The sequence below is a fragment of the Paraburkholderia sediminicola genome, assembly GCF_046030555.1.
Classification (GTDB): Bacteria; Pseudomonadota; Gammaproteobacteria; order Burkholderiales; family Burkholderiaceae; genus Paraburkholderia; species Paraburkholderia sediminicola_E.
The window spans coordinates 173047-193354 of the sequence record NZ_JAQQCH010000014.1 but is presented as its reverse complement, the minus strand read 5'-3'; the positions used below and the strand labels follow the sequence as shown (position 1 = coordinate 193354).

The 20308-nt window shown below is 62.5% G+C and carries 18 protein-coding genes; 12 read left to right on the top strand and 6 right to left on the bottom strand.

Features of this window, described 5'->3' with window-relative positions:
• The first annotated feature begins 1 nt into the window (after position 1).
• Positions 2 to 1639, top strand: a complete 1638-nt coding sequence (locus PQQ52_RS21005; protein ID WP_408215314.1) for a tetratricopeptide repeat protein — start codon at positions 2 to 4, stop codon at positions 1637 to 1639.
• Positions 1640 to 1672: 33 nt separating this feature from the next.
• Here PQQ52_RS21005 and PQQ52_RS21000 read toward each other — a convergent pair whose 3' ends face one another.
• On the bottom strand, positions 1673 to 1897 hold the full coding sequence (locus PQQ52_RS21000; protein ID WP_408215311.1) for a cysteine-rich CWC family protein: 225 nt from the start codon (positions 1895 to 1897) through the stop codon (positions 1673 to 1675).
• A 265-nt stretch (positions 1898 to 2162) separates the two neighbouring features.
• Here PQQ52_RS21000 and argB point away from each other — a divergent pair, with 265 nt between their 5' ends.
• The 7 genes from argB (at position 2163) to PQQ52_RS20965 (ending at position 9471) form a co-directional block, all read left to right on the top strand.
• Positions 2163 to 3062, top strand: a complete 900-nt coding sequence (argB, locus tag PQQ52_RS20995; protein ID WP_408215308.1) for an acetylglutamate kinase — start codon at positions 2163 to 2165, stop codon at positions 3060 to 3062.
• Between the two features lie 209 nt (positions 3063 to 3271).
• The gene (locus PQQ52_RS20990) at positions 3272 to 4075 is read left to right on the top strand and encodes a pyrimidine 5'-nucleotidase (protein WP_408215305.1); all 804 of its coding nucleotides are present in this window, start codon (positions 3272 to 3274) and stop codon (positions 4073 to 4075) included.
• Entirely contained in the window at positions 4042 to 4740 is a 699-nt protein-coding gene (gene slmA, locus PQQ52_RS20985; protein WP_408215302.1) for a nucleoid occlusion factor SlmA, read from the top strand. Before PQQ52_RS20990 ends, slmA begins: the two co-directional genes overlap by 34 nt.
• 294 nt (positions 4741 to 5034) lie before the next feature.
• Positions 5035 to 6180, top strand: coding sequence for a homoserine O-succinyltransferase MetX (gene metX / locus PQQ52_RS20980; RefSeq protein ID WP_408215299.1), 1146 nt, complete (start codon positions 5035 to 5037; stop codon positions 6178 to 6180).
• Positions 6177 to 6785 (top strand): methionine biosynthesis protein MetW, encoded by a 609-nt coding sequence (metW, locus tag PQQ52_RS20975; protein WP_325044186.1) that lies wholly within the window; start codon positions 6177 to 6179, stop codon positions 6783 to 6785. Before metX ends, metW begins: the two co-directional genes overlap by 4 nt.
• Before the next feature lie 14 nt (positions 6786 to 6799).
• Complete coding sequence (locus PQQ52_RS20970) at positions 6800 to 8194, top strand: AmpG family muropeptide MFS transporter (protein WP_408215296.1); 1395 nt, start codon at positions 6800 to 6802, stop codon at positions 8192 to 8194.
• A gap of 50 nt (positions 8195 to 8244) precedes the next feature.
• On the top strand, positions 8245 to 9471 hold the full coding sequence (locus PQQ52_RS20965) for a M48 family metallopeptidase (RefSeq protein ID WP_408215390.1): 1227 nt from the start codon (positions 8245 to 8247) through the stop codon (positions 9469 to 9471).
• Between the two features lie 75 nt (positions 9472 to 9546).
• On the opposite strand, the gene PQQ52_RS20960 is transcribed toward PQQ52_RS20965, so the two are convergent.
• The 5 genes from PQQ52_RS20960 to gatC all read right to left on the bottom strand — a co-directional run bounded on the left by PQQ52_RS20960 (position 9547) and on the right by gatC (position 14664).
• Entirely contained in the window at positions 9547 to 10326 is a 780-nt protein-coding gene (locus PQQ52_RS20960; protein ID WP_408215293.1) for an exodeoxyribonuclease III, read from the bottom strand.
• Positions 10327 to 10380: 54 nt separating this feature from the next.
• The gene (locus PQQ52_RS20955) at positions 10381 to 11220 is read right to left on the bottom strand and encodes a PPK2 family polyphosphate kinase (RefSeq protein ID WP_408215291.1); all 840 of its coding nucleotides are present in this window, start codon (positions 11218 to 11220) and stop codon (positions 10381 to 10383) included.
• 144 nt (positions 11221 to 11364) lie between these two features.
• Entirely contained in the window at positions 11365 to 12840 is a 1476-nt protein-coding gene (gene gatB / locus PQQ52_RS20950; RefSeq protein ID WP_408215288.1) for an Asp-tRNA(Asn)/Glu-tRNA(Gln) amidotransferase subunit GatB, read from the bottom strand.
• Positions 12841 to 12845: 5 nt separating this feature from the next.
• Positions 12846 to 14333, bottom strand: a complete 1488-nt coding sequence (gene gatA, locus PQQ52_RS20945; protein WP_408215286.1) for an Asp-tRNA(Asn)/Glu-tRNA(Gln) amidotransferase subunit GatA — start codon at positions 14331 to 14333, stop codon at positions 12846 to 12848.
• A gap of 31 nt (positions 14334 to 14364) precedes the next feature.
• The gene (gene gatC / locus PQQ52_RS20940) at positions 14365 to 14664 is read right to left on the bottom strand and encodes an Asp-tRNA(Asn)/Glu-tRNA(Gln) amidotransferase subunit GatC (protein WP_095417749.1); all 300 of its coding nucleotides are present in this window, start codon (positions 14662 to 14664) and stop codon (positions 14365 to 14367) included.
• A 381-nt stretch (positions 14665 to 15045) separates the two neighbouring features.
• Here gatC and PQQ52_RS20935 point away from each other — a divergent pair, with 381 nt between their 5' ends.
• The 4 genes from PQQ52_RS20935 (at position 15046) to mrdA (ending at position 20307) form a co-directional block, all read left to right on the top strand.
• Positions 15046 to 16089 (top strand): rod shape-determining protein, encoded by a 1044-nt coding sequence (locus PQQ52_RS20935; protein WP_004189550.1) that lies wholly within the window; start codon positions 15046 to 15048, stop codon positions 16087 to 16089.
• Positions 16090 to 16239: 150 nt separating this feature from the next.
• Positions 16240 to 17331 (top strand): rod shape-determining protein MreC, encoded by a 1092-nt coding sequence (gene mreC / locus PQQ52_RS20930; RefSeq protein ID WP_408215283.1) that lies wholly within the window; start codon positions 16240 to 16242, stop codon positions 17329 to 17331.
• Positions 17328 to 17840 carry a rod shape-determining protein MreD gene (gene mreD, locus PQQ52_RS20925; RefSeq protein WP_097390898.1) on the top strand — a complete coding sequence of 171 codons (513 nt, stop codon included), beginning with the start codon at positions 17328 to 17330 and terminating at the stop codon, positions 17838 to 17840. Before mreC ends, mreD begins: the two co-directional genes overlap by 4 nt.
• Positions 17841 to 17985: 145 nt before the next feature.
• Positions 17986 to 20307, top strand: coding sequence for a penicillin-binding protein 2 (mrdA, locus tag PQQ52_RS20920; RefSeq protein WP_408215281.1), 2322 nt, complete (start codon positions 17986 to 17988; stop codon positions 20305 to 20307).
• Position 20308: the final 1 nt, after the last annotated feature.

Sequence of the window (20308 nt, the reverse complement as noted above, 5' to 3'; positions counted from 1 at the left end):
CATGCCGCCTACTTCCTATAGCGAGATGCCCGCCTCGTCAGCTTTCCTGACTTTTCTGCGACATGCTGCCGCAGCCCGACAAAACGGCACCGCAGAAGCAGAAGCCACGTGGCTCGATGCCGCTGCGCAACGCCATCCACTCGACGACGAGTCGATTGAATCGCTGATTGCTGCGCTGCTCGAGCAACAACGTCACAACGACGCCATCGAACTCGCCGCCATTATTGCCCAACTCGATCCCTATCGCGCGCTCGCACACTTCCGTTTCGGCTACACGCTGCAGATGGCAAGCCGGCATAGCGAAGCAATCGCGCCATATCGTCGCGCACTTGCCATCGATCCGAAGCTGCCGCAGTTACGCAACAATCTCGCTAGCGCCCTCGTGCTCACAGGCGGCGACCTTGGCGAGCAACTCGCACTACTGGAAAGTGCAGTTCATGACGAACCCGGACACGGCGACGCGTGGACCAATCTCACTCAGGCAAGCCGCGTCAATCTGAATCTGCCGCGCGCGCTCGAAGCCGGTGCGAGCGCCGTGCAATGCGCGCCGCATAGCCCTTTGGCACATAACAACTATGCGCTGGCACTGCGTGAAGCGCAACGCTGGGAAGAAGCGGAGCACGCCGCAAGAACCGCCAGTGCACTAGCGCCCAACGACGCAACCATGCGCGCCAATCTCAGCATGCTGCATCTCATGCGCGGCGATTACGCGCACGGCTGGCAAGCCCATGAAGCGCGCTGGGACGGCTCACTGGAATTGGGCGGCAACCGCCCGGCAATGCCGGCGCCGACCTGGCGAGGCGAACCGCTCGCCGGTAAAACGCTGCTGGTCTGGGGTGAACAAGGCATGGGCGATGTCCTGCAGTTCAGCCGCTATATCCCTCTGCTGGCCGATCGTGTTCATCGCGAGGGCGGCCGTCTCGTCTGGAATTCATTTCCGCAGATGGGTGCGCTGCTCGCTCGCAGCCTCAGTGATCACGTGGACGACTATTCGGCAGGCGGCGGCGTCGAATCTTTGCCGCCGTTCGACTACGAAATTCCGCTGCTTAGCCTGCCTTTGATATTCGACACGCGCGAGGAGACCATTCCCGCTGTGACTTCGTATTTGCGTGCGGATGCTGCAGCCAGTACGTCGTGGCAACAGAGGCTCGCCAGTGAAACGAGGCTCAAGGTCGGACTGACGTGGACCGGCAGCCTTGGCCATCAGCGCAATCCATTCCGTCGGGTGGGGTGGGAACGCTACGCAGAACATTTCGGCGGCATGCGAGACGTGGCGTTCTATTCGCTGCAACCGGGTGCCGGGACGGATGTCGCGGCGGCCCGGGCGGCGGGTTTGCCGATGTCGGACTACACCGCCGAATTCGTCACCTTCGATGACACAGCCGCGTTCGTCAGCGCGCTCGATCTCGTCATTACAGTTTGCACGTCCGCAGCGCATCTGAGTGGCGCGCTCGGCCAGCGCACATGGGTGCTGCTCGACGTTAATCCGCATTGGGTCTGGTTGCTCGACCGGTCCGACAGCCCGTGGTATCCGAGCGCGACACTCTACCGGCAGCCGCAGTTCGGCCAATGGGATCCGGCGCTCGAGGCTGTTGCACGTGACCTCAATATGCTTGCGGCCCGGCACCACGCGGCTTAGTTCGGCAACGTGGCCGCCAAAACCGCGCCACGTTCAAGGTGAGCCGGCTCCCGGCGCCGGCTGCACGGCTCGTGCGATCTCCGCTGCGAGACATTCAGGACACAGGCAGCGGCCGGTCGGATCGAGCCGGTCTGCCGGCATGGCGGGCATCGCTTTGCACCAGCAGTCGAACGGCACTCCGTGCATGGCGCAATCGAATGCCTGACCACAGCGCGGACAAAGCGCGCTGCTTTCGGAGCGGGAAGCTGACAATTTCATAAGGGGCCGGATGGTCTCGCTTAAGCCTGAATCAGGAAATGATGCCACGGCTGGCGGGCCGCGGCGAGTCGGCCGTTCGGCCAATTCACAGGCCTATCCGAACGACGGTAAGCTTGATTGTCGGGCGCTGCTTCCACCTGTCCATTGCGCAGTGCGCAAAGCCTGCGCCGCCCGTCACCGGCGCCGGTGTCGAAAACCCTGTTGCAGCGCGCCAGTCCTGTACAATTCGCCCTGTTTTAACTGTTCCGTGCCTGAGCCTGCCGCCATGTCCGAGCTTCCTGACCTTTCGCAGATCGCGCCCACCCTGAAGGCTGAAATCCTGGCCGAGGCGCTGCCTTACATTCGCCAGTATCACGGTAAGACCGTGGTCATCAAATACGGCGGCAACGCCATGACGGAAGAGCGGCTGAAGCAAGGCTTCGCGCGCGACGTGATTCTGCTGAAGCTGGTCGGTATCAATCCGGTCATCGTGCACGGCGGCGGTCCGCAAATCGACCAGGCGCTGAAAAAGATCGGTAAGCAGGGCACGTTCATTCAGGGTATGCGCGTCACCGACGAAGAGACGATGGAAGTCGTCGAATGGGTACTCGGCGGCGAAGTGCAGCAGGACATCGTCACGCTGATCAACCATTTTGGCGGCCACGCGGTCGGCCTGACCGGTAAAGACGGCGGCCTGATCCACGCGCGCAAGATGCAGATGCCGGATCGCGACAATCCGGGCCAGTACCTCGATATCGGCCAGGTGGGCGAAGTCGAGGCGATCAATCCCGCGGTTGTGAAAGCGCTACAGGACGACGCGTTCATTCCGGTGATTTCGCCGATCGGCTTCGGCGAAGACGGCCTGTCGTACAACATCAATGCGGATCTGGTCGCGGGCAAACTGGCGGTTGTGCTGAACGCCGAAAAGCTCGTGATCATGACCAACATCCCCGGCGTGATGGACAAGGAAGGCAATCTGCTGACCGATCTGTCGGCGCGCGAAATCGACGGCCTGTTCGCAGACGGCACGATCTCCGGCGGCATGCTGCCGAAAATTTCGTCGGCGCTGGATGCCGCGAAGAGCGGCGTACGTTCGGTACACATCATCGACGGGCGCATCGAGCACTCGGTGCTGCTGGAAATTCTCACCGAACAGCCGTTCGGCACGATGATCCGCTCGCATTGATTCCTGCCTCAAACCCGGCCCACACGGCACGCCAGCCTGGCGTGCCGTGTGGGCCGTGCAGATACACCATCACTGCGCCACGTGGTGCACAGCGCACCGCCCTCCGGCGCAAAGACACGCTCTCCTCTTTTACCGCCTTCCGCATCGCGAATCGTCGTCCGCATTCGCTGCGTGAAGCGACTGCTCGCGCCTGAACGGCGTCCTCCATCATGCGCACCCCCGCTTCCCGACGCCGTCGTCCACACATCGCAGGCGGCAGTCCGGTCTGGTTGTTCGATCTCGACAACACGCTGCACCACGCTTCGCACGCGATCTTCCCGGCGATCAATCAGGGCATGACGCAATACATCATCGACGCGCTGGGCGTCGATATCGACGAAGCCAACCGTCTGCGCACCGGCTACACGCAACGTTATGGCGCGACGCTGCTCGGTCTGGCACGCCACCATCCGCTCGACCCGAACGACTTCCTGAAAGTCGTGCACACGTTCTCCGATCTCGGTTCGATGATCCGTCACGAACGCGGCGTCGCGCGTCTCGTCGCGTCGCTGCCCGGTCGCAAGATCGTGCTGACTAACGCGCCCGAGGCCTATGCGCGCGCGGTGCTCCAAAAGCTGCGCATCGAGCGTCTGTTCGAACAGGTGATTGCCATCGAACATATGCGCGATCGCCGCAACTGGCGCGCCAAACCTGACCATGCGATGCTGCGCCGGGCGATGCGCGATGCGCACGTCTCGCTTAAAGATGTGATCCTCGTGGAAGACACGCGCTCACATCTGAAGAACTACCGGCGGCTCGGCATCCGCACCGTGTGGATCACCGGCCATTTGCCGCGCAAACCGCACGCGGACGGCATACCAACGCGTCTGCCGGGCACCGGTCGGCCGCACTATGTCGATCGCTGCATTCGTTCGTTAAAATCGCTACGACTGGGCACCCGCTCGGTTCGATTGAAGGGACAGCATTCGGGACGACAGCCATGCAGCCGATCGACAAGCCTGACGAAGCCGTAGCCGAAGACGAACCCTCCCCGTCGGCCGCCCCACGTGCGGCGCGCCTGAAGCCGGGCGAGCGTCGCGTGCACATCCTGCAGACGCTTGCCGCGATGCTGGAGGCGCCGAAGAGCGAAAAGATCACCACGGCGGCGCTCGCCGCCCGGCTCGGCGTCTCCGAAGCCGCGCTGTATCGCCATTTCGCCAGCAAGGCGCAAATGTTCGAAGGGCTCATCGAGTTCATCGAGCAGACCATCTTCGGCCTGATCAACCAGATCGCCGACAAAGAAAACAACGGCGTGCTGCAAGCCCGTGCAATCGCGCTGATGCTGCTCAACTTCCCGGCAAAGAATCCCGGCATGACGCGCGTGCTGACCTGCGAGGCGCTGGTCGGCGAGCACGAGCGACTGACCGAGCGCGTCAATCAGATGCTGGAGCGGATTGAAGCGTCGTTGAAGCAGTGTTTGCGGCTGGCCCAGATGGAGGCAAACGCAAGCACGGGTGAAAACGCAAGCCAGAGCGCGAATCCGCATGCCGCCTCGCTGCCCACCGGCTACGATCCCGCGATTCGTGCGAGTCTGCTGCTGAGCTACATCATCGGCCGCTGGCATCGATATGTTCGCAGCGGCTTTGCACGGCAGCCCGCCGAACATGCCGATGCACAACTGCTGCTGATTCTTCAGTAGTCCGCGCGGCACGCGGGTTCACGAGGAGCCCCGCCGCTGCCGCATGAAATTTTCCGCTATACTTTGCGCCAGACTTCGGCAACTCGATATTCCTGAGACCGCTGTCCAGAACACCCTGAACACCTATCACGCGCCGATTTGCTGACTCGATTGCGGGCGCGCGAACTGCCGGAAATGTTTCCTGCGGTTCACTATAAATGCGGCTAAAGAGGTCGTCAGCCGCGCACACCGTTTCTCCTTCGTGCCTCGCCGACGCCAATCTAGCCGCCCTGTTTTTGTTAAATGGCGGAATGAATGGAATCGATCGGTATCGTCGCTCCCCAAAAAATGCATTTCACCGAGCCGCTGCTCATGCAGAACGGCAGCTCGCTGGCCGGTTACGACCTGATGGTCGAGACCTACGGCACGCTCAACGCCGCGCGCAGCAATGCCGTGCTGGTGTGTCACGCGCTCAACGCGTCGCATCATGTGGCGGGCGTGTACGCCGACAATCCGAAGGACATCGGCTGGTGGGACAACATGGTCGGCCCGGGCAAGCCGCTCGACACCAATAGGTTCTTTGTGATCGGCGTGAACAACCTGGGCTCGTGCTTCGGCTCGACCGGCCCGATGAGCATCGATCCGGCGACGGGCAAGCCGTACGGCGCGACCTTTCCGGTGGTCACGGTTGAAGACTGGGTGAACGCGCAGGTGCGCGTCGCCGATGAGTTCGGCATCACGCGCTTCGCCGCGGTGATGGGCGGCAGCCTCGGCGGCATGCAGGCGCTCGCGTGGAGCATGATGTATCCGGAACGCGTGGGCCATTGCATCGTGGTGGCGTCCACGCCGAAGCTGTCCGCGCAGAACATCGCGTTCAACGAGGTGGCGCGCTCGGCGATCCTGTCGGACCCGGATTTTCACGGCGGCAACTACTACGCGCACAACGTGAAGCCGAAACGCGGCTTGCGCGTCGCGCGCATGATCGGCCACATCACGTACCTGTCGGACGACGACATGGCCGAGAAATTCGGCCGTTCGCTGCGCCGCGCGGAAGGCGCGGTGGACGCATACAACTTCAACTTCGACGTCGAATTCGAGGTGGAATCGTATCTGCGCTACCAGGGTGACAAATTCGCCGACTACTTCGACGCGAACACGTATCTGCTGATCACCCGCGCGCTCGACTATTTCGATCCGGCCAAAGCCTTCGACGGCGATCTGACCGCCGCCGTCGCGCACACCACGGCGAAATACCTGATCGCCAGTTTCTCGACCGACTGGCGTTTCGCGCCGGCCCGCTCGCGCGAACTGGTGAAGGCGCTGCTCGATCACAAGCGCACCGTGACCTACGCGGAAATCGACGCGCCGCATGGTCACGACGCCTTTCTGCTCGACGACGCGCGCTATCACAACCTGATGCGCGCCTATTACGAACGTATTGCGAACGAGGTGAACGCATGAACCAGCGAGCACTCGATTATCTGGCGCTGCGCCCGGACTTCCGCGCGATTGCCCGCTGGGTTGAACCACGCGCCACCGTGCTCGATCTGGGTTGCGGCGATGGCTCGTTGCTGTCGCTCCTGACCGAAGAACTGGACGTGCAAGGCTACGGTATCGAAATCAACGACGCAGGGGTATTGGCGTCGACGCAGAACGGCGTCAACGTGATCCAGCAGAATCTGGAAGACGGCCTGCGTCTGTTCGAAGACGGCAGCTTCGATTTCGCCGTTCTGTCACAGACGCTGCAAACCATCCACCAGACGGCCGCGATCCTGCGCGAGACAGTGCGGGTGGGCAAGGAATGCATCGTCTCGTTCCCGAATTTCGGTTACTGGGCGCACCGGCTTTCCGTGCTGCAGGGCCGCATGCCGGTGTCGAAGTCGCTGCCTTATCAGTGGCACAACACGCCGAACGTGCGGGTGCTGACGATCAAGGATTTCGAAGCGCTGGCGCCGGAAGTCGGCATCGAGATTCTCGACCGCGTGGTGCTTCACGATGGCCAGGTGGTGCGATGGGGGGTGAACTGGCGTGGTAGTCTTGCGGTCTATCGCGTCAAGAAAAGCTAACACCACTTATCCACATGTCGAACCCGCCGCACGAGGCGCCTGCACTTACCGCTCACGAAGAACATCCCGGCTGGCGCGCGTTTCTGAATACGCGCATGCTGATCTGCGTCTTTCTCGGCTTTACGTCGGGACTGCCGCTGTTCACGCTCGTCTATCTGGTGCAGGCGTGGCTACGTTCCGAAGGCGTCAATCTGAAGGAAATCGGCCTTTTTGCGCTGATTCAGTTCCCGTACACCTGGAAATTCATCTGGGCGCCGTTGATGGACCGCTACGTGCCGCGTTTTCCGGGCTGGCGCCCGGGCAGACGGCGCGGCTGGATGCTGGTCACACAGATTCTCGTTGCGGGCGCGATCGGGACACTAGGTTTCGTGTCGCCGCGCGACTCGATCTGGACAGTGGCGGCATTGACGGCCCTGGTCGCGTTCTTCGGCGCAAGCCAGGACATCGTGATCGACGCCTACCGGCGTGAATTGCTGAGCGACACACAGCAGGGTCTCGGCAACGCGGTGCATGTGAACGCATACAAGATCGCCGCGCTGGTGCCGGGTTCGCTGGCGCTGATTCTGTCCGACCATTTGCCGTGGACCACCGTTTTCATCGTCACCGCCGCATTCATGCTGCCCGGCATGATCATGACGCTGGTGGTGCGCGAACCCGAAGTACACGGCACGCCACCGAAGAATCTGCGCGAAGCGATCGTGCAGCCGTTCAGCGAATTCATCCAGCGCGATGGGTGGCGCGGCGCGCTCTTCGTGCTTGGCTTCATCTTCCTTTACAAGCTCGGCGACACGATGGCGACCACGCTGTCCACGTCGTTCTTTCTCGACATCGGCTTTTCGCGTACGCAGATCGGTGTAATCGCCAAGACCACTGCGTTCGGCGCAAGTCTGGCGGGTGGGCTCGTCGGCGGGATCTGGCTGATGAAGGTCGGCATCGGCCGCGGACTCTGGATCTTCGGCGTCCTGCAGATGGTGTCGACGCTCGGCTTTGCATGGCTCGCGCATCTCGGCCCGGCGTCGCCCGGTCTTGCCGCGATCTATGACATCGCTGTCTGGCTGAGCCAGGGCACCTCAAGGCTGCTCGCGCTGGTCGGCATCGACTGGACCGTGCAGCTCGATCCACGCTCAGTCGCACTGGCGTTGGTCTACGGCCTGGAGACCTTCGCGACCGGTCTGACGATGGCGGCCTTCACCGCGTACATCGCCAGCACCACCGATCCGCGTTACACCGCTACGCAGTTCGCGCTTTTCACGAGTCTCGCCTCCGTGCCGCGCACGTTGGCATCGGCCGCAAGCGGCTATGTGGTCGCACAGATCGGCTGGTTCGATTACTTCATCGTGTGTACCGCGCTGGGGCTGCCCGGCATGCTGCTTCTGCTGCGCATTGCGCCTTGGAGAACCCGGTCGTGACGGCGCTTCTGTCAGCGCGCGTGACGCGCCCGGAATCGAAGGTCTCCGGGATTCCTTCGGCCAAAGCCCGCCGCGCGGTGCTGCGAGTGGCGTTGGCGCTCGGTTGCGCGAGCCTGACGTTGGCGGCGCCGTTGAGCGTCTACGCGACCGCGATGCCTGCGGTCGGCACCAGTGCAGCCGCACCGGCCACCGCTGCCACGACAGTTCCGACGACGGCGGCAAAGTCGGCGACGAACACAGCGAGTCCCGAAAACGCGACATCGGCAACGGCCAGCGCGACCAGCGCCACAAAAGCCGGCAGCGCGCCTGCGGCCGCCACGCCGCCCTCTTCAACGCAGCCACCACCGCCACCGGTAACGGCCAGAACGCCTGCCGCAACCTCGGTGCCGGCAGCGGCCACAAAAGCGCCTGCCGCGACTTCGACGCCCGCCGCCAGCGCGCCCGCTGCCCCGTCTTACAGTAGTCCGAACACACAGTTGCGCTACGGCGGCTACCTCGTATTTCGTAACCTGATCCCGTCGCCCATGCTCGAGGCGCAAGCCGGCGAGGAATTCAGCCAGATCGTGTACGGCGCGGAGCATGCGGACCGCCTGTACGGCGATACCGATGCCCACGTCACTCGCGTTCGTTCGATCGTCGACAAGCTGATTCCCTATTCGCTGAAGTGGAATGAGCGCGCGAAGGGCTGGAAGTGGAATGTGGCGGTGGTGCGCTCGCCCGATATCCGCATGTATTGCCTGCCGGGCGGCAAGATCGTTGTGTATAGCGGCCTGCTCGATCGCACGCGTCTGAATGACAACGAACTCGGCATGTTGATCGGCCACGAGATTGCGCACGCATTGCGCGAGCATGCGCGTGAGCGACTCGGCGAACTCCAGTCCAGCCAGCTCGACTCATCCGGCACGATCCCGCAGCTATTCGGACTCGCCGATCTGGGCGCGGCGCCGCTCGGCATCGGTTCGCGGTTGCTGGAGATGAAGTACGAAAGCACCGACGAAACCGAGGCCGACGTAATTGGCAGCGATATCGCGTCGCGCGCCGGCTTCGATCCGCGCGCGGCGGTCACGCTATGGGACAAGCTGGCCAAGGCGACGCGCAGCAATCGTGACCAGGGCTATATCTACGTGCACCCGTACACGCCGGCGCGCCGCCAGGACATCATCAAGCGTTTGCCCGATATGCTGCCGCTCTATGCGAAGGCCATCGGCAAGAGCGTCGATGCATTGCCGGACTATGCCGGCATGGGCCGCCCGCGCCGCAAACCGATCAGCGAGTGAGTTGCGCGGGCCGCAGCGCTTGCGGCTTGCGGCCCGCCTGCGGCTCACGCGGTTCCGCTGCGGTTCTAGCCGTGCTTACTTCTTGAGCTTGTGGTCGTAATCGATCGTCAGCGGCGCATGGTCGCTGAACTTGATATCGCGGAACACGTCGGTGCGTTTCGCCTTGCTGGCGATACCCTGCGTCGCGATCTGATAGTCGATCCGCCACCCCACGTTCTTCGCATACGCCTGACCGCGGTTGCTCCACCACGTGTACTGTTCCGGCCGCTGATCGAGCGTACGGAACACGTCGACGTAACCCACTTCATCAAACAGCTTGGTGAGCCACTCGCGTTCTTCCGGCAAGCAGCCTGAATTCTTCTGGTTGCTCTTCCAGTTCTTGATGTCGATCTCTTTGTGGACGATGTTCACGTCGCCGCACACAATCACTTCGCGCTCCTTGGCCAGTTCCGCGAGATGCGGCATGAACTCGTCCATGAACCGGAACTTGGCCTGCTGGCGTTCTTCACCACTCGATCCCGACGGCACATATACCGAAATCACCGACAGTTTGCCGAAGCGCAATTCGACATAACGCCCCTCCGGATCGAATTCCTCGCTGCCGAAACCGATAATGACTTCGTCTGGCTCGTGACGCGTGTACACGCCCGCGCCGCTATAGCCCTTCTTCACCGCATGCTGGAAATACCCGGTGAAATCGTGCGGCGACATGAATTCCGGCGTCAAATCGTCCTGCGAGCATTTGATTTCCTGCACGCACAGCACGTCGGCTTTCTGTTCGCCGAACCATTCGAAAAAACCCTTCTTCGCCGCTGAGCGGATGCCATTCAGGTTGGCGGTAATCACACGCAACATGTCGTTCCTTTTATGTTCGATTCGTTTCTGGAGCAAAGGGCCGAAGGTACAGGGTCATTTGACCTTGATGCCCTTCAGCGATTCTTTGGCAGGCGGATATTCGAGCTTTAACGCTTCGAACGTGCGTAGCAACAACTCGGCAACCATCACATTGCGATGGGTCTTCGAATCGGCCGGGATGACGTACCACGGCGCGTAGTCGGTCGAAGTCGCGGCCAGCGCATCGCAGTACGCCGTCTGATATTTGTCCCACTGCTTGCGGGCTTCGAGATCGGCGACGTCGAATTTCCAGTGCTTGCTCGGATCGTCGATGCGCGCCTGCAGACGCGCACGCTGCTCGTCTTTTGAAATGTGCAGCATGCATTTGATGATGGCGGTTCCGCTGTATGCGAGCAGTTCTTCGAACTGACGAATATGGCAACAGCGTCGCTCGAATGCTTCGGCATCCAGATCGCCGAGCACGGTCGGCACCAGCAAATCTTCGTAGTGACTGCGGTTGAAGATGGTCAGTTCTCCAGCAGCGGGCGCCTGTGCATGCACGCGCCAGAGAAAATCGTGCGCCAGTTCGACGGGCGTCGGCGCCTTGAACGGCACGATGCGCAAACCGAGCGGATCAACTTCATGAAACACCGCGCGGATCGTGCCGTCCTTGCCGCTCGTGTCCATGCCTTGCAGCACCAGCAACACCCGACGTCTCTGCTGCGCGTGCAGGCACTCCTGCAGTGTATCGAGCTTCGCGCCGATCTCCGACAAACGCGCCCGGTCGGTATCTTTCGAACCGGTCGAAAAAGGCTTCGCGGCCGGGTCGAGAGCGTCGAGCGAGAATTTGCTGTTCTTCTTGCCCTCGTCGAAATACGGTACGCGGAAATCGTCGAGTTCGGGTTGCTTCGCCATTCACACTCCGTGATCTGCGTTTAAACGAGCCCGCAAAATGAAACGGGCCGTTGCCCCCACTTTCGTTTCCGGCAACAGCCCGTGATGGTAGAAGCTCGCGCTTCGACCGTGGCTTTTTCGACTGAGACTTAGCCCAGTGTCAACTCAGGACAGCTTCTTCTTCAGCAGTTCGTTCACCTGCGCCGGATTGGCCTTGCCCTTGGTCGCTTTCATCGCCTGACCGATCAGTGCGTTGAACGCCTTTTCCTTGCCCGCGCGGAATTCCTCAACCGACTTCTGGTTCGCGGCGAGCACTTCGTCGATGATCGCTTCCAGCGCGCCGGTGTCCGAAATCTGCTTCAAACCCTTCGCTTCGATGATGCGATCGGCAGCGGCTTCGTCGGTGGCCTTCTCTTCCCAGATCGCGAGGAAAATTTCCTTGGCGATCTTGTTCGAGATCGTGCCGTCAGCAATACGTTGCAGCAGCAGCGCGAGTTGCGCCGACGAAACCGGGCTGTCCGCAAAATCCACGCCTTCACGATTCAGTTGCGACGACACCTCACCCATCAGCCAGTTTGCTGCAACCTTGGCTTGAGCCGGGCCGACCTTGAGCACAACCGCTTCGTAGTACGCCGCCATGGCCTTGCTCGACGTCAGCACATTGGCGTCGTACGGCGTCAGGCCATATTGGGTGACGAAGCGCTGTTGAATCGCGACCGGCAGTTCCGGCAGTTCGCCCCTCACGCGCTCGACCCACGCTGCGTCGATCATGAGCGGCATCAGATCGGGATCGGGGAAATAGCGGTAATCGTGCGCGTCTTCCTTGCTGCGCATCGACCGCGTTTCGCGCTTGTCCGGATCGTACAGACGCGTTTCCTGCACCACCGTGCCGCCGTCTTCGATCAATTCGATCTGGCGGCGCACTTCGTACTGGATCGCTTCTTCAAGGAAGCGGAACGAGTTCAGGTTCTTGATCTCGGCACGCGTGCCGAATTCCGCCTGACCGACCGGGCGCACCGACACGTTCGCGTCGCAACGGAACGAGCCTTCCTGCATGTTGCCGTCGCAGATGCCGAGCCAGGTGACCAGCGTGTGCAGCGTCTTCGCATACGCGACCGCCTCAGCCGCGCTGCGCATTTCCGGCTCAGTGACGATTTCGAGCAGCGGTGTGCCGGCGCGATTCAGGTCGATGCCGGTCATGCCCGCGAAGTCTTCGTGCAGCGACTTGCCCGCGTCTTCTTCAAGGTGGGCGCGCGTCAAATTGACGACCTTCTCGTACGCTTCTTTGCCCGCCTTTTCGTTAGCCGGGACCTGAATCGTCACCTGCCCGCCCTGCACGACGGGGATTTCATACTGGCTGATCTGATAGCCCTTCGGCAGATCGGGGTAAAAGTAATTCTTGCGCGCGAAGATGCTGCGCGACGCGATGGTCGAGCCGATTGCGAGCCCGAATTGAATCGCGCGCTCGACAGCGCCGCGGTTCATCACCGGCAGCGTGCCCGGCAATGCCAGATCGACGGGGCATGCTTGCGTGTTCGGCGCAGCGCCGAATTGCGTGGGAGCACCCGAAAAAATCTTCGAAACGGTCGACAGTTGCGCGTGGGTCTCCAGACCGATCACGACTTCCCATTGCTTGGCCATGGTGTTCACACTCCTGCCGGTGCTTGACGGTGCCAGTCGGTCGCGCGCTGGAACGCGTCGGCCACTTGCAGCATCCGGGCTTCATTGAAATAGTTGCCGATGATCTGCAGACCCACCGGACGCTGCGCATTCGCGCCCGCGCCGAAACCGCACGGCACGCTCATGCCCGGCAAGCCGGCGAGGCTCACCGACAGCGTGTAGATGTCGGCCAGATACATCTGCATCGGGTCGTCGCCCTTCGCGCCGAGGTCCCATGCCACCGACGGCGCGACCGGCCCCATGATCACGTCGCACTGCTTGAACGCTTCCTGGAAGTCTTGCGCGATGATGCGGCGAATCTTTTGCGCCTGCAGGTAGTACGCGTCGTAATAGCCATGCGACAGCACATAGGCGCCCACCAGAATGCGGCGCTTCACTTCCGGACCGAAACCTTCCGCACGCGACTTCTTGTACATGTCGAGCAGATCGCGATACTCCGCCGCGCGATGGCCGAAGCGCACGCCGTCGAAACGCGACAGGTTTGACGAAGCTTCCGCCGGCGCGATCACGTAGTACACCGGGATCGACAGTTCGGTTTTCGGCAGGGAGACTTCCACCAGCGTCGCGCCCAAAGCTTCGTATTGCTTCAGCGCGGTGTCGATCGAGGCGCGCACGTCGTCGGCCAGCCCTTCGCCGAAATACTCTTTCGGCAGGCCGATACGCAAGCCGGCGAGCGGTTTGTCAGCGCCGCCGTCTTTCCACGGCTTGCCGATGTAGCGCGTGAAGTCTTCGTCTTCGCGCGTCAGGCTGGTCGAATCGCGTTCGTCGAAACCGGCCATGGCGTTGAGCAGCGTCGCGCAATCCGCGGCGTTTTGGGCCAGCGGGCCGCCCTGATCCAGCGACGACGCGAACGCGATCATCCCGTAACGGGAGACGCGGCCGTACGTCGGCTTGATGCCGGTGATACCGGAGAACGACGCCGGCTGGCGGATCGAGCCGCCGGTATCGGTGCCGGTTGCAGCGGGCGCGAGGCGCGCAGCGACCGCAGCCGCCGAGCCGCCCGATGAACCACCTGGCACAGCCTTACGATCCCACGGATTCTGCACGGGGCCAAAGTACGAATTCTCGTTGGACGAGCCCATCGCGAAGTCGTCCATATTGGTCTTGCCTACGCACACCATGCCGGCGCTCTGCAGACGCGCGACCACCGTTGCATCGAACGGACTTTCGTAGTTCGACAGCATCTTCGAGCCGGCCGTGGAGCGCCAGCCCTTGGTGACGAACACGTCCTTATGCGCGATCGGCAGGCCGACCAGCGGGCCGGCGTGGCCGGTATGCAGCAGCGCGTCCGCGGCTTTCGCCTGCGCGAGCGTGAGGTCCGGGTCGACCTGAATGAACGCATTCAGGCTGTTGGCCGCTTCGATCCGCTTCAGATACAGCTGCGCCAGTTCGACTGCGGAGCATTCCCTGGCCGCCAGTGCGGCGCGCAGTTCGGTCAAGCTTTTTTCATGCATTGCGTTTTATCCTGAGCTTTATTCGCGGGTCTTACTCGATCACCTTCGGCACCAGGTACAGGCCGTCCTGGACGGCCGGCGCCGGGCGCTGGAAAGCTTCGCGTTCGACCGTTTCGGTCACCGCGTCGTCACGCAGGCGCAGCGCGACGTCTTCGATCTGCTCGATCGGATGGGCAAGCGGGGCGATGCCGGTGGTATCGACCGCCTGCATTTGCTCGACAAGGCCGAAAAAATCGTTGAGCTGGACAAGCGTGTGCTCAGCGTCGGCGTCGGCCAGTTCGAGCCGCGCGAGGTGCGCGATGCGTTTAACATCGGTCAGGGTCAGAGCCATGCAGTCACCGGAAAATGTGGTGGACCGCCGCAGCGGGAGAAAACAATGCTGCGACAGCGGGTTACGACACTGGAGGAAGACCTCGAAAAAGGGGCCAGCGGCGGCAAAAAGTGCCTTCCGTTTCCTTCAAAACATCCAAAATTATAAGGTATCATTACGCGTTCGACCCAAACCCGGACCGACTTAACAAGGCCTTTCTGAACAATTCCCAAAGATAGTTCGGATTTTTCTGACCAGGCCTTGCTCCGGCCTCCGGTAGACTCCCTCGCAGCTTCAAGTTCCTGTGGCGCCGCTTCCGCCCGGTTGAAGCTGTTATTTTTTCCGCTGCCGCCCTCTGCGCATACGTTGCGAGGCCCGGCCCCAAGCGAGACAGGATTTTGAATGTTCGGCTTTTTGCGCAGCTACTTCTCCAACGATCTGGCGATTGACCTTGGCACTGCCAACACGCTCATCTATATGCGTGGCAAAGGTATCGTTCTTGATGAACCGTCGGTGGTCTCGATCCGCCAGGAAGGCGGTCCCAACGGTAAGAAAACCATTCAGGCAGTCGGCAAGGAAGCCAAGCAGATGCTTGGTAAGGTGCCGGGCAACATCGAGGCGATCCGCCCGATGAAAGACGGCGTGATCGCCGATTTCACCGTCACCGAACAGATGATCAAGCAGTTCATCAAAACTGCTCACGAATCGCGCATGTTCTCGCCGTCACCACGCATCATCATTTGCGTGCCGTGCGGTTCGACCCAGGTCGAGCGTCGCGCCATCAAGGAAGCGGCGCACGGTGCAGGCGCTTCGCAGGTTTACCTCATTGAAGAACCCATGGCAGCCGCAATCGGCGCCGGCCTGCCGGTGTCGGAAGCAACCGGCTCGATGGTCGTCGACATTGGCGGCGGCACGACTGAAGTCGGCGTGATCTCGCTCGGCGGCATTGTGTACAAGGGTTCGGTGCGCGTAGGCGGCGACAAGTTCGACGAAGCTATCGTCAACTACATCCGCCGCAACTACGGCATGCTGATCGGCGAGCAAACCGCCGAAGCCATCAAGAAAGAAATCGGCTCCGCGTTCCCGGGTTCCGAAGTCAAGGAAATGGAAGTGAAGGGCCGCAACCTGTCGGAAGGCATTCCGCGCAGCTTCACAATCTCCAGCAACGAAATCCTCGAAGCCCTCACCGATCCGCTGAACCAGATCGTGTCGTCGGTGAAGATCGCGCTCGAACAAACGCCGCCGGAACTGGGTGCGGATATCGCCGAGCGCGGCATGATGCTCACGGGTGGTGGCGCACTGCTGCGCGATCTGGACCGCCTGCTCGCCGAAGAAACCGGCCTGCCGGTGCTCGTCGCCGAAGACCCGCTGACCTGCGTTGTGCGCGGCTCGGGCATGGCGCTCGAACGCATGGACAAGCTGGGCAGCATCTTCTCGTACGAGTAAGCGAGCCCGTCTCCATGTCAGTAACGCGGATCAGGCAAACGGCCCCTCGTGGGCCGGTTTGCCGTTGGCTGGGCCTGCCAGCCTCCGCGCGCTGAACGCGCGCCCCCCGCGCGCCGCCGTCTCACCCAACCGCTCACGCCCCCGGCGACCATGGAATACAGTCCGCCGCCCCTGTTCAAGCAAGGCCCGTCCGCTCTCGCACGGCTGGTGTTTTTCGTCGTGCTGGCGCTCGCCCTGCTGATCTCCGATGCACGCTTCAAAACGCTCGAAATCGTGCGCGGCGTGCTCGGCGCGGGTCTTTATCCGTTGCAACGCGCAGCCCTCGTGCCGCGCGACATCTTCATGGGCGCTGCCGACCTGGCCGTGACCAGCGCCACGCTGCGCAGCGAGAATGACAAGTTGCGCACCAAAGACCTTCAGCTCTCGCAGCAAGCCAATACGGCCGCCGAACTGGCTGCCGAAAACACCCATTTGCGCGCGCTGCTGCAACTCTCGCAGCGCTCGACCACAGAATCACTGCCCGCTGAGATCCAGTACGACACGCGCGATCCGTTCACGCAGAAGGTCGTGATCGGCCGCGGTGCCCAGCAAGGCGTCCAGGACGGTTCACCGGTCGTCAATGAAGACGGCGTAATCGGTCAGGTGACGCGCGTGTTCCCGCTGCAAGCCGAGGTAACGCTACTCACCGACAAAGACCAGGCCGTGCCCGTGCAAATCGTGCGCACCGGCTTGCGCAGCGTAATTTACGGCACGCCGAAGGGCGATACGCTCGATCTGCGCTTTGTGCCGATCAGCGCCGATGTGCAAACCGGCGACGAACTGGTCACGAGCGGGCTCGACGGCGTTTACCCACCAGGGTTGCCGGTCGCCAAGGTCGTGCGGGTCGACAAACAGGCCGACACAGCGTTCGCTCGCGTGATCTGCTTGCCGGTTGCACCCGTGCGCGGCGCGCGTCAGTTGCTGGTGCTGCACTATGTGAATAACGTGCCACCGCGCCCGGCGGAAGAGCCCGATGCGGCCACGTCCGCGAAAGACGCGAAAGCGAAGAAGGGCGGCAAACCCACGGACAGCAAGGCCGCGGCGGATAAATCCGCTGCCAAGCCGGCTGAAAAGCCGGCCGCCAAACCCGCCGAGAAAACGCCCGCCAAGCCCGCCGCCGCGGAGAAGAAAGCCACCGCCGAGAAGAAACCGGCCGCGGACAAGAGCGCGAAGCCGCACGCCACGCCGGGGACCCAGCCATGAACCGCCCGCAATACATCCTGCAGCCGGTCAATCCGTACTTCATCGCGTTCAGCCTCGCCGCGGCGTTCTTGCTGAACCTGATGCCGTGGGGGCGTCTCGCCGGCGTGCCGGACTTCGTGGCGCTCGTGCTGCTGTTCTGGAACGTGCACCAGCCACGCAAAGTCGGCATGGGCATCGCATTCTTTCTCGGCCTGCTGATGGACGTGCACAACGCCAGCCTGCTCGGCGAGCACGCGCTGGCGTATACGTTGTTGTCGTATGGCGCGATTACGATCCATCGCCGCGTGCTGTGGATGTCGCTCGGCGTACAGACCTTCGCGGTGATGCCGCTGCTGGTCGTTGCGCAGCTGGTGCCGTTCGTGATCCGTCTGCTGACGGGCGCGGCGTTTCCAGGCTGGAGTTACCTGATCGACGGCTTCGTCGAAGCCGCGCTGTGGCCGGTCGCCAGCATGCTGCTGTTGATGCCGCAGCGCCGCCCTGCCGATCCGGACGATACGCGGCCGATTTAATCACGCATCGAGCGCACCGGCCGTTCGTTCCGATGGAATCCACGTACCCGGCCCGCTCGACGCGCATCGCTGTTCATGCCTCCCGGCTCCGGCCGGATTGGGCGCACACTCATGACGGCCGTCACGCGGCCTTTTGCAGAATCGCATGACCGAATTCAAGGACACTCAGCAACAGCTCTCGAAGTTCCGCCTGCGGGTCGCGGCGGCGGGCGTGTTCGTGTTCGTCTGTTTCGGGCTGATCGGCTTCCGTTTCCTGGTCCTGCAGGTCTGGCACTACAGCAAGTACTCGCTGCAAGCCGACGAAAACCGCATCTCGGTCGCACCGATCGTGCCGAACCGGGGCATCATCACCGACCGTAACGGGGTGGTGCTGGCCAAGAACTACTCGGCCTACACGCTCGAAATCACACCGTCGAAGCTGAACGACACGCTCGAAAACGTCATCGACAATCTGGCTTCCGTGGTCTCGATCGACGCTCGCGACCGCCGCCGCTTCAAAAAGCTGCAGGAAGACTCGAAGAATTTCGAGAGCCTGCCGATCCGCACCCGTCTCACCGACGACGAAGTCGCGCGCTTTACCGCACAACGCTTCCGCTTTCCGGGCGTGGAAGTGCGCGCGCGCCTGTTCCGCCAATACCCGCTCGGACCGACCGCTGCGCACGTGATTGGCTATATCGGCCGGATTTCGCAGCGCGATCAGGACCGTATCGACGACGCCAGCGATCAGAACGACAGCGATCCAGACCACTACGATCCGCGCCTCGACGCGAACAACTACAAGGGCACCGACTACATCGGCAAAATCGGCGTCGAGCAGAGCTATGAGACGGAACTGCACGGCCAGACCGGTTTTGAGGAAGTCGAAGTAACCGCGGGCGGCCGGCCCGTGCGCACGCTGTCGCGCACCCAGGCAACGCCGGGCAATAACCTCGAACTGTCGATCGACATCGGCCTGCAGCAGGTCGCCGAACAGGCGTTTGCGGGCCGCCGCGGGGCGCTGGTCGCGATCGAACCGGCAACCGGCGACGTGCTCGCGTTCGTGTCGGCGCCAAGCTTCGATCCGAATTCGTTTGTCGACGGCATCGATCAGCAGACCTGGGACGAGCTCAATAACTCGCCGGACCACCCGCTCCTGAACCGCCCGCTACACGGCACCTATCCACCGGGCTCGACTTACAAGCCGTTTATGGCGCTCGCCGCCCTGACGCTGCATAAGCGCACACCGGGCTGGGGCTTCCAGGATCCGGGCTCGTACACGTTCGGCGGCCATACGTTCCGTAACGACGTGCGCTCCGGCCAGGGCTGGGTCGACATGAACCGCGCGATCGTGGTGTCGAACGACACGTATTTCTACATGCTCGCGCACGATCTCGGCGTCAACGCGATCGCCGGCTTCATGAAGCCATGGGGCTTCGGCCAGATCACCGGCATCGACATTTCGGGCGAAGCGCGCGGCATCCTGCCTTCGACCGACTGGAAGCGCAAGGCGTACCGCAAGCCCGAACAGCAGCGCTGGTATGAAGGCGAAACGATCAGTCTGGGCATCGGTCAGGGCTATAACTCGTACACCATTCTGCAACTCGCCCACGCCACGGCCACGCTCGCGAACAACGGCGTCGTGATGAAGCCGCACCTCGTGCGCGACATCGAAAATCCGATCACGAAAGATACGCGCCCGGTCGTGCGCGATCCGAGCGACAAGATCGCCGTGAAGCAATCGGACATCGACATCATCAAGCGCGCGATGGAAGGTGTTGTGACCAACGGCACAGCGTCGAAGGTGTTCATCGGCGCACCGTATCAGGCAGCCGCCAAGACCGGCACGGCACAGGTGTATTCATTGCAAGGCGCCAACTACAAAGGCCACGCGGTCGCCGAACATCTGCGCGATCACGCGCTGTTCATCGCGTTCGCGCCGGCCGCACAGCCAAAGATCGCAATTGCGCTGATCGTCGAAAACGGTGGCTGGGGCGCGGAAGCGGCCGGTCCGATCGCACGTCGCGTGCTGGATTACTACCTGGTCGGCAAGAACAAGCCCGGCGCTGAAGCGGCGGCCGTCGCGGCGGCGGCCTCGGCGACGCAGGATGCGTCCGCGCCTGAAGTGGGTGGCGCACCGACGCCACAGGACGCGGCGCAACCGGTCAAGGTCGCGGCGGGCTTCACAGCACTGCCGATGCCGGGCGCCGCTTCGGCCGCGCCGGCGGCTTCTGCTGCCGCGGCTGCATCGGCCCCGGCCACTGCGTCAATGCCTGCGGCCGCGGCTGGTGCGGCCGGCGCGTCGACGGCCGTCGCGGCTTCCGCGTCCGCGCCCGGCGCTGCAAAGAACCCAGCGCCGCGTAAATCCGGCGTCCCGCACAAACCCCGCCCAGGCAGCGAACCGGTGCCTACCGCCGCCGCTCCGTCGCGGGATGACGGCATTCAGCCTACGTCGCCACGCCAGCCGGTTTCCGGCGGCATCGACGAGTAAG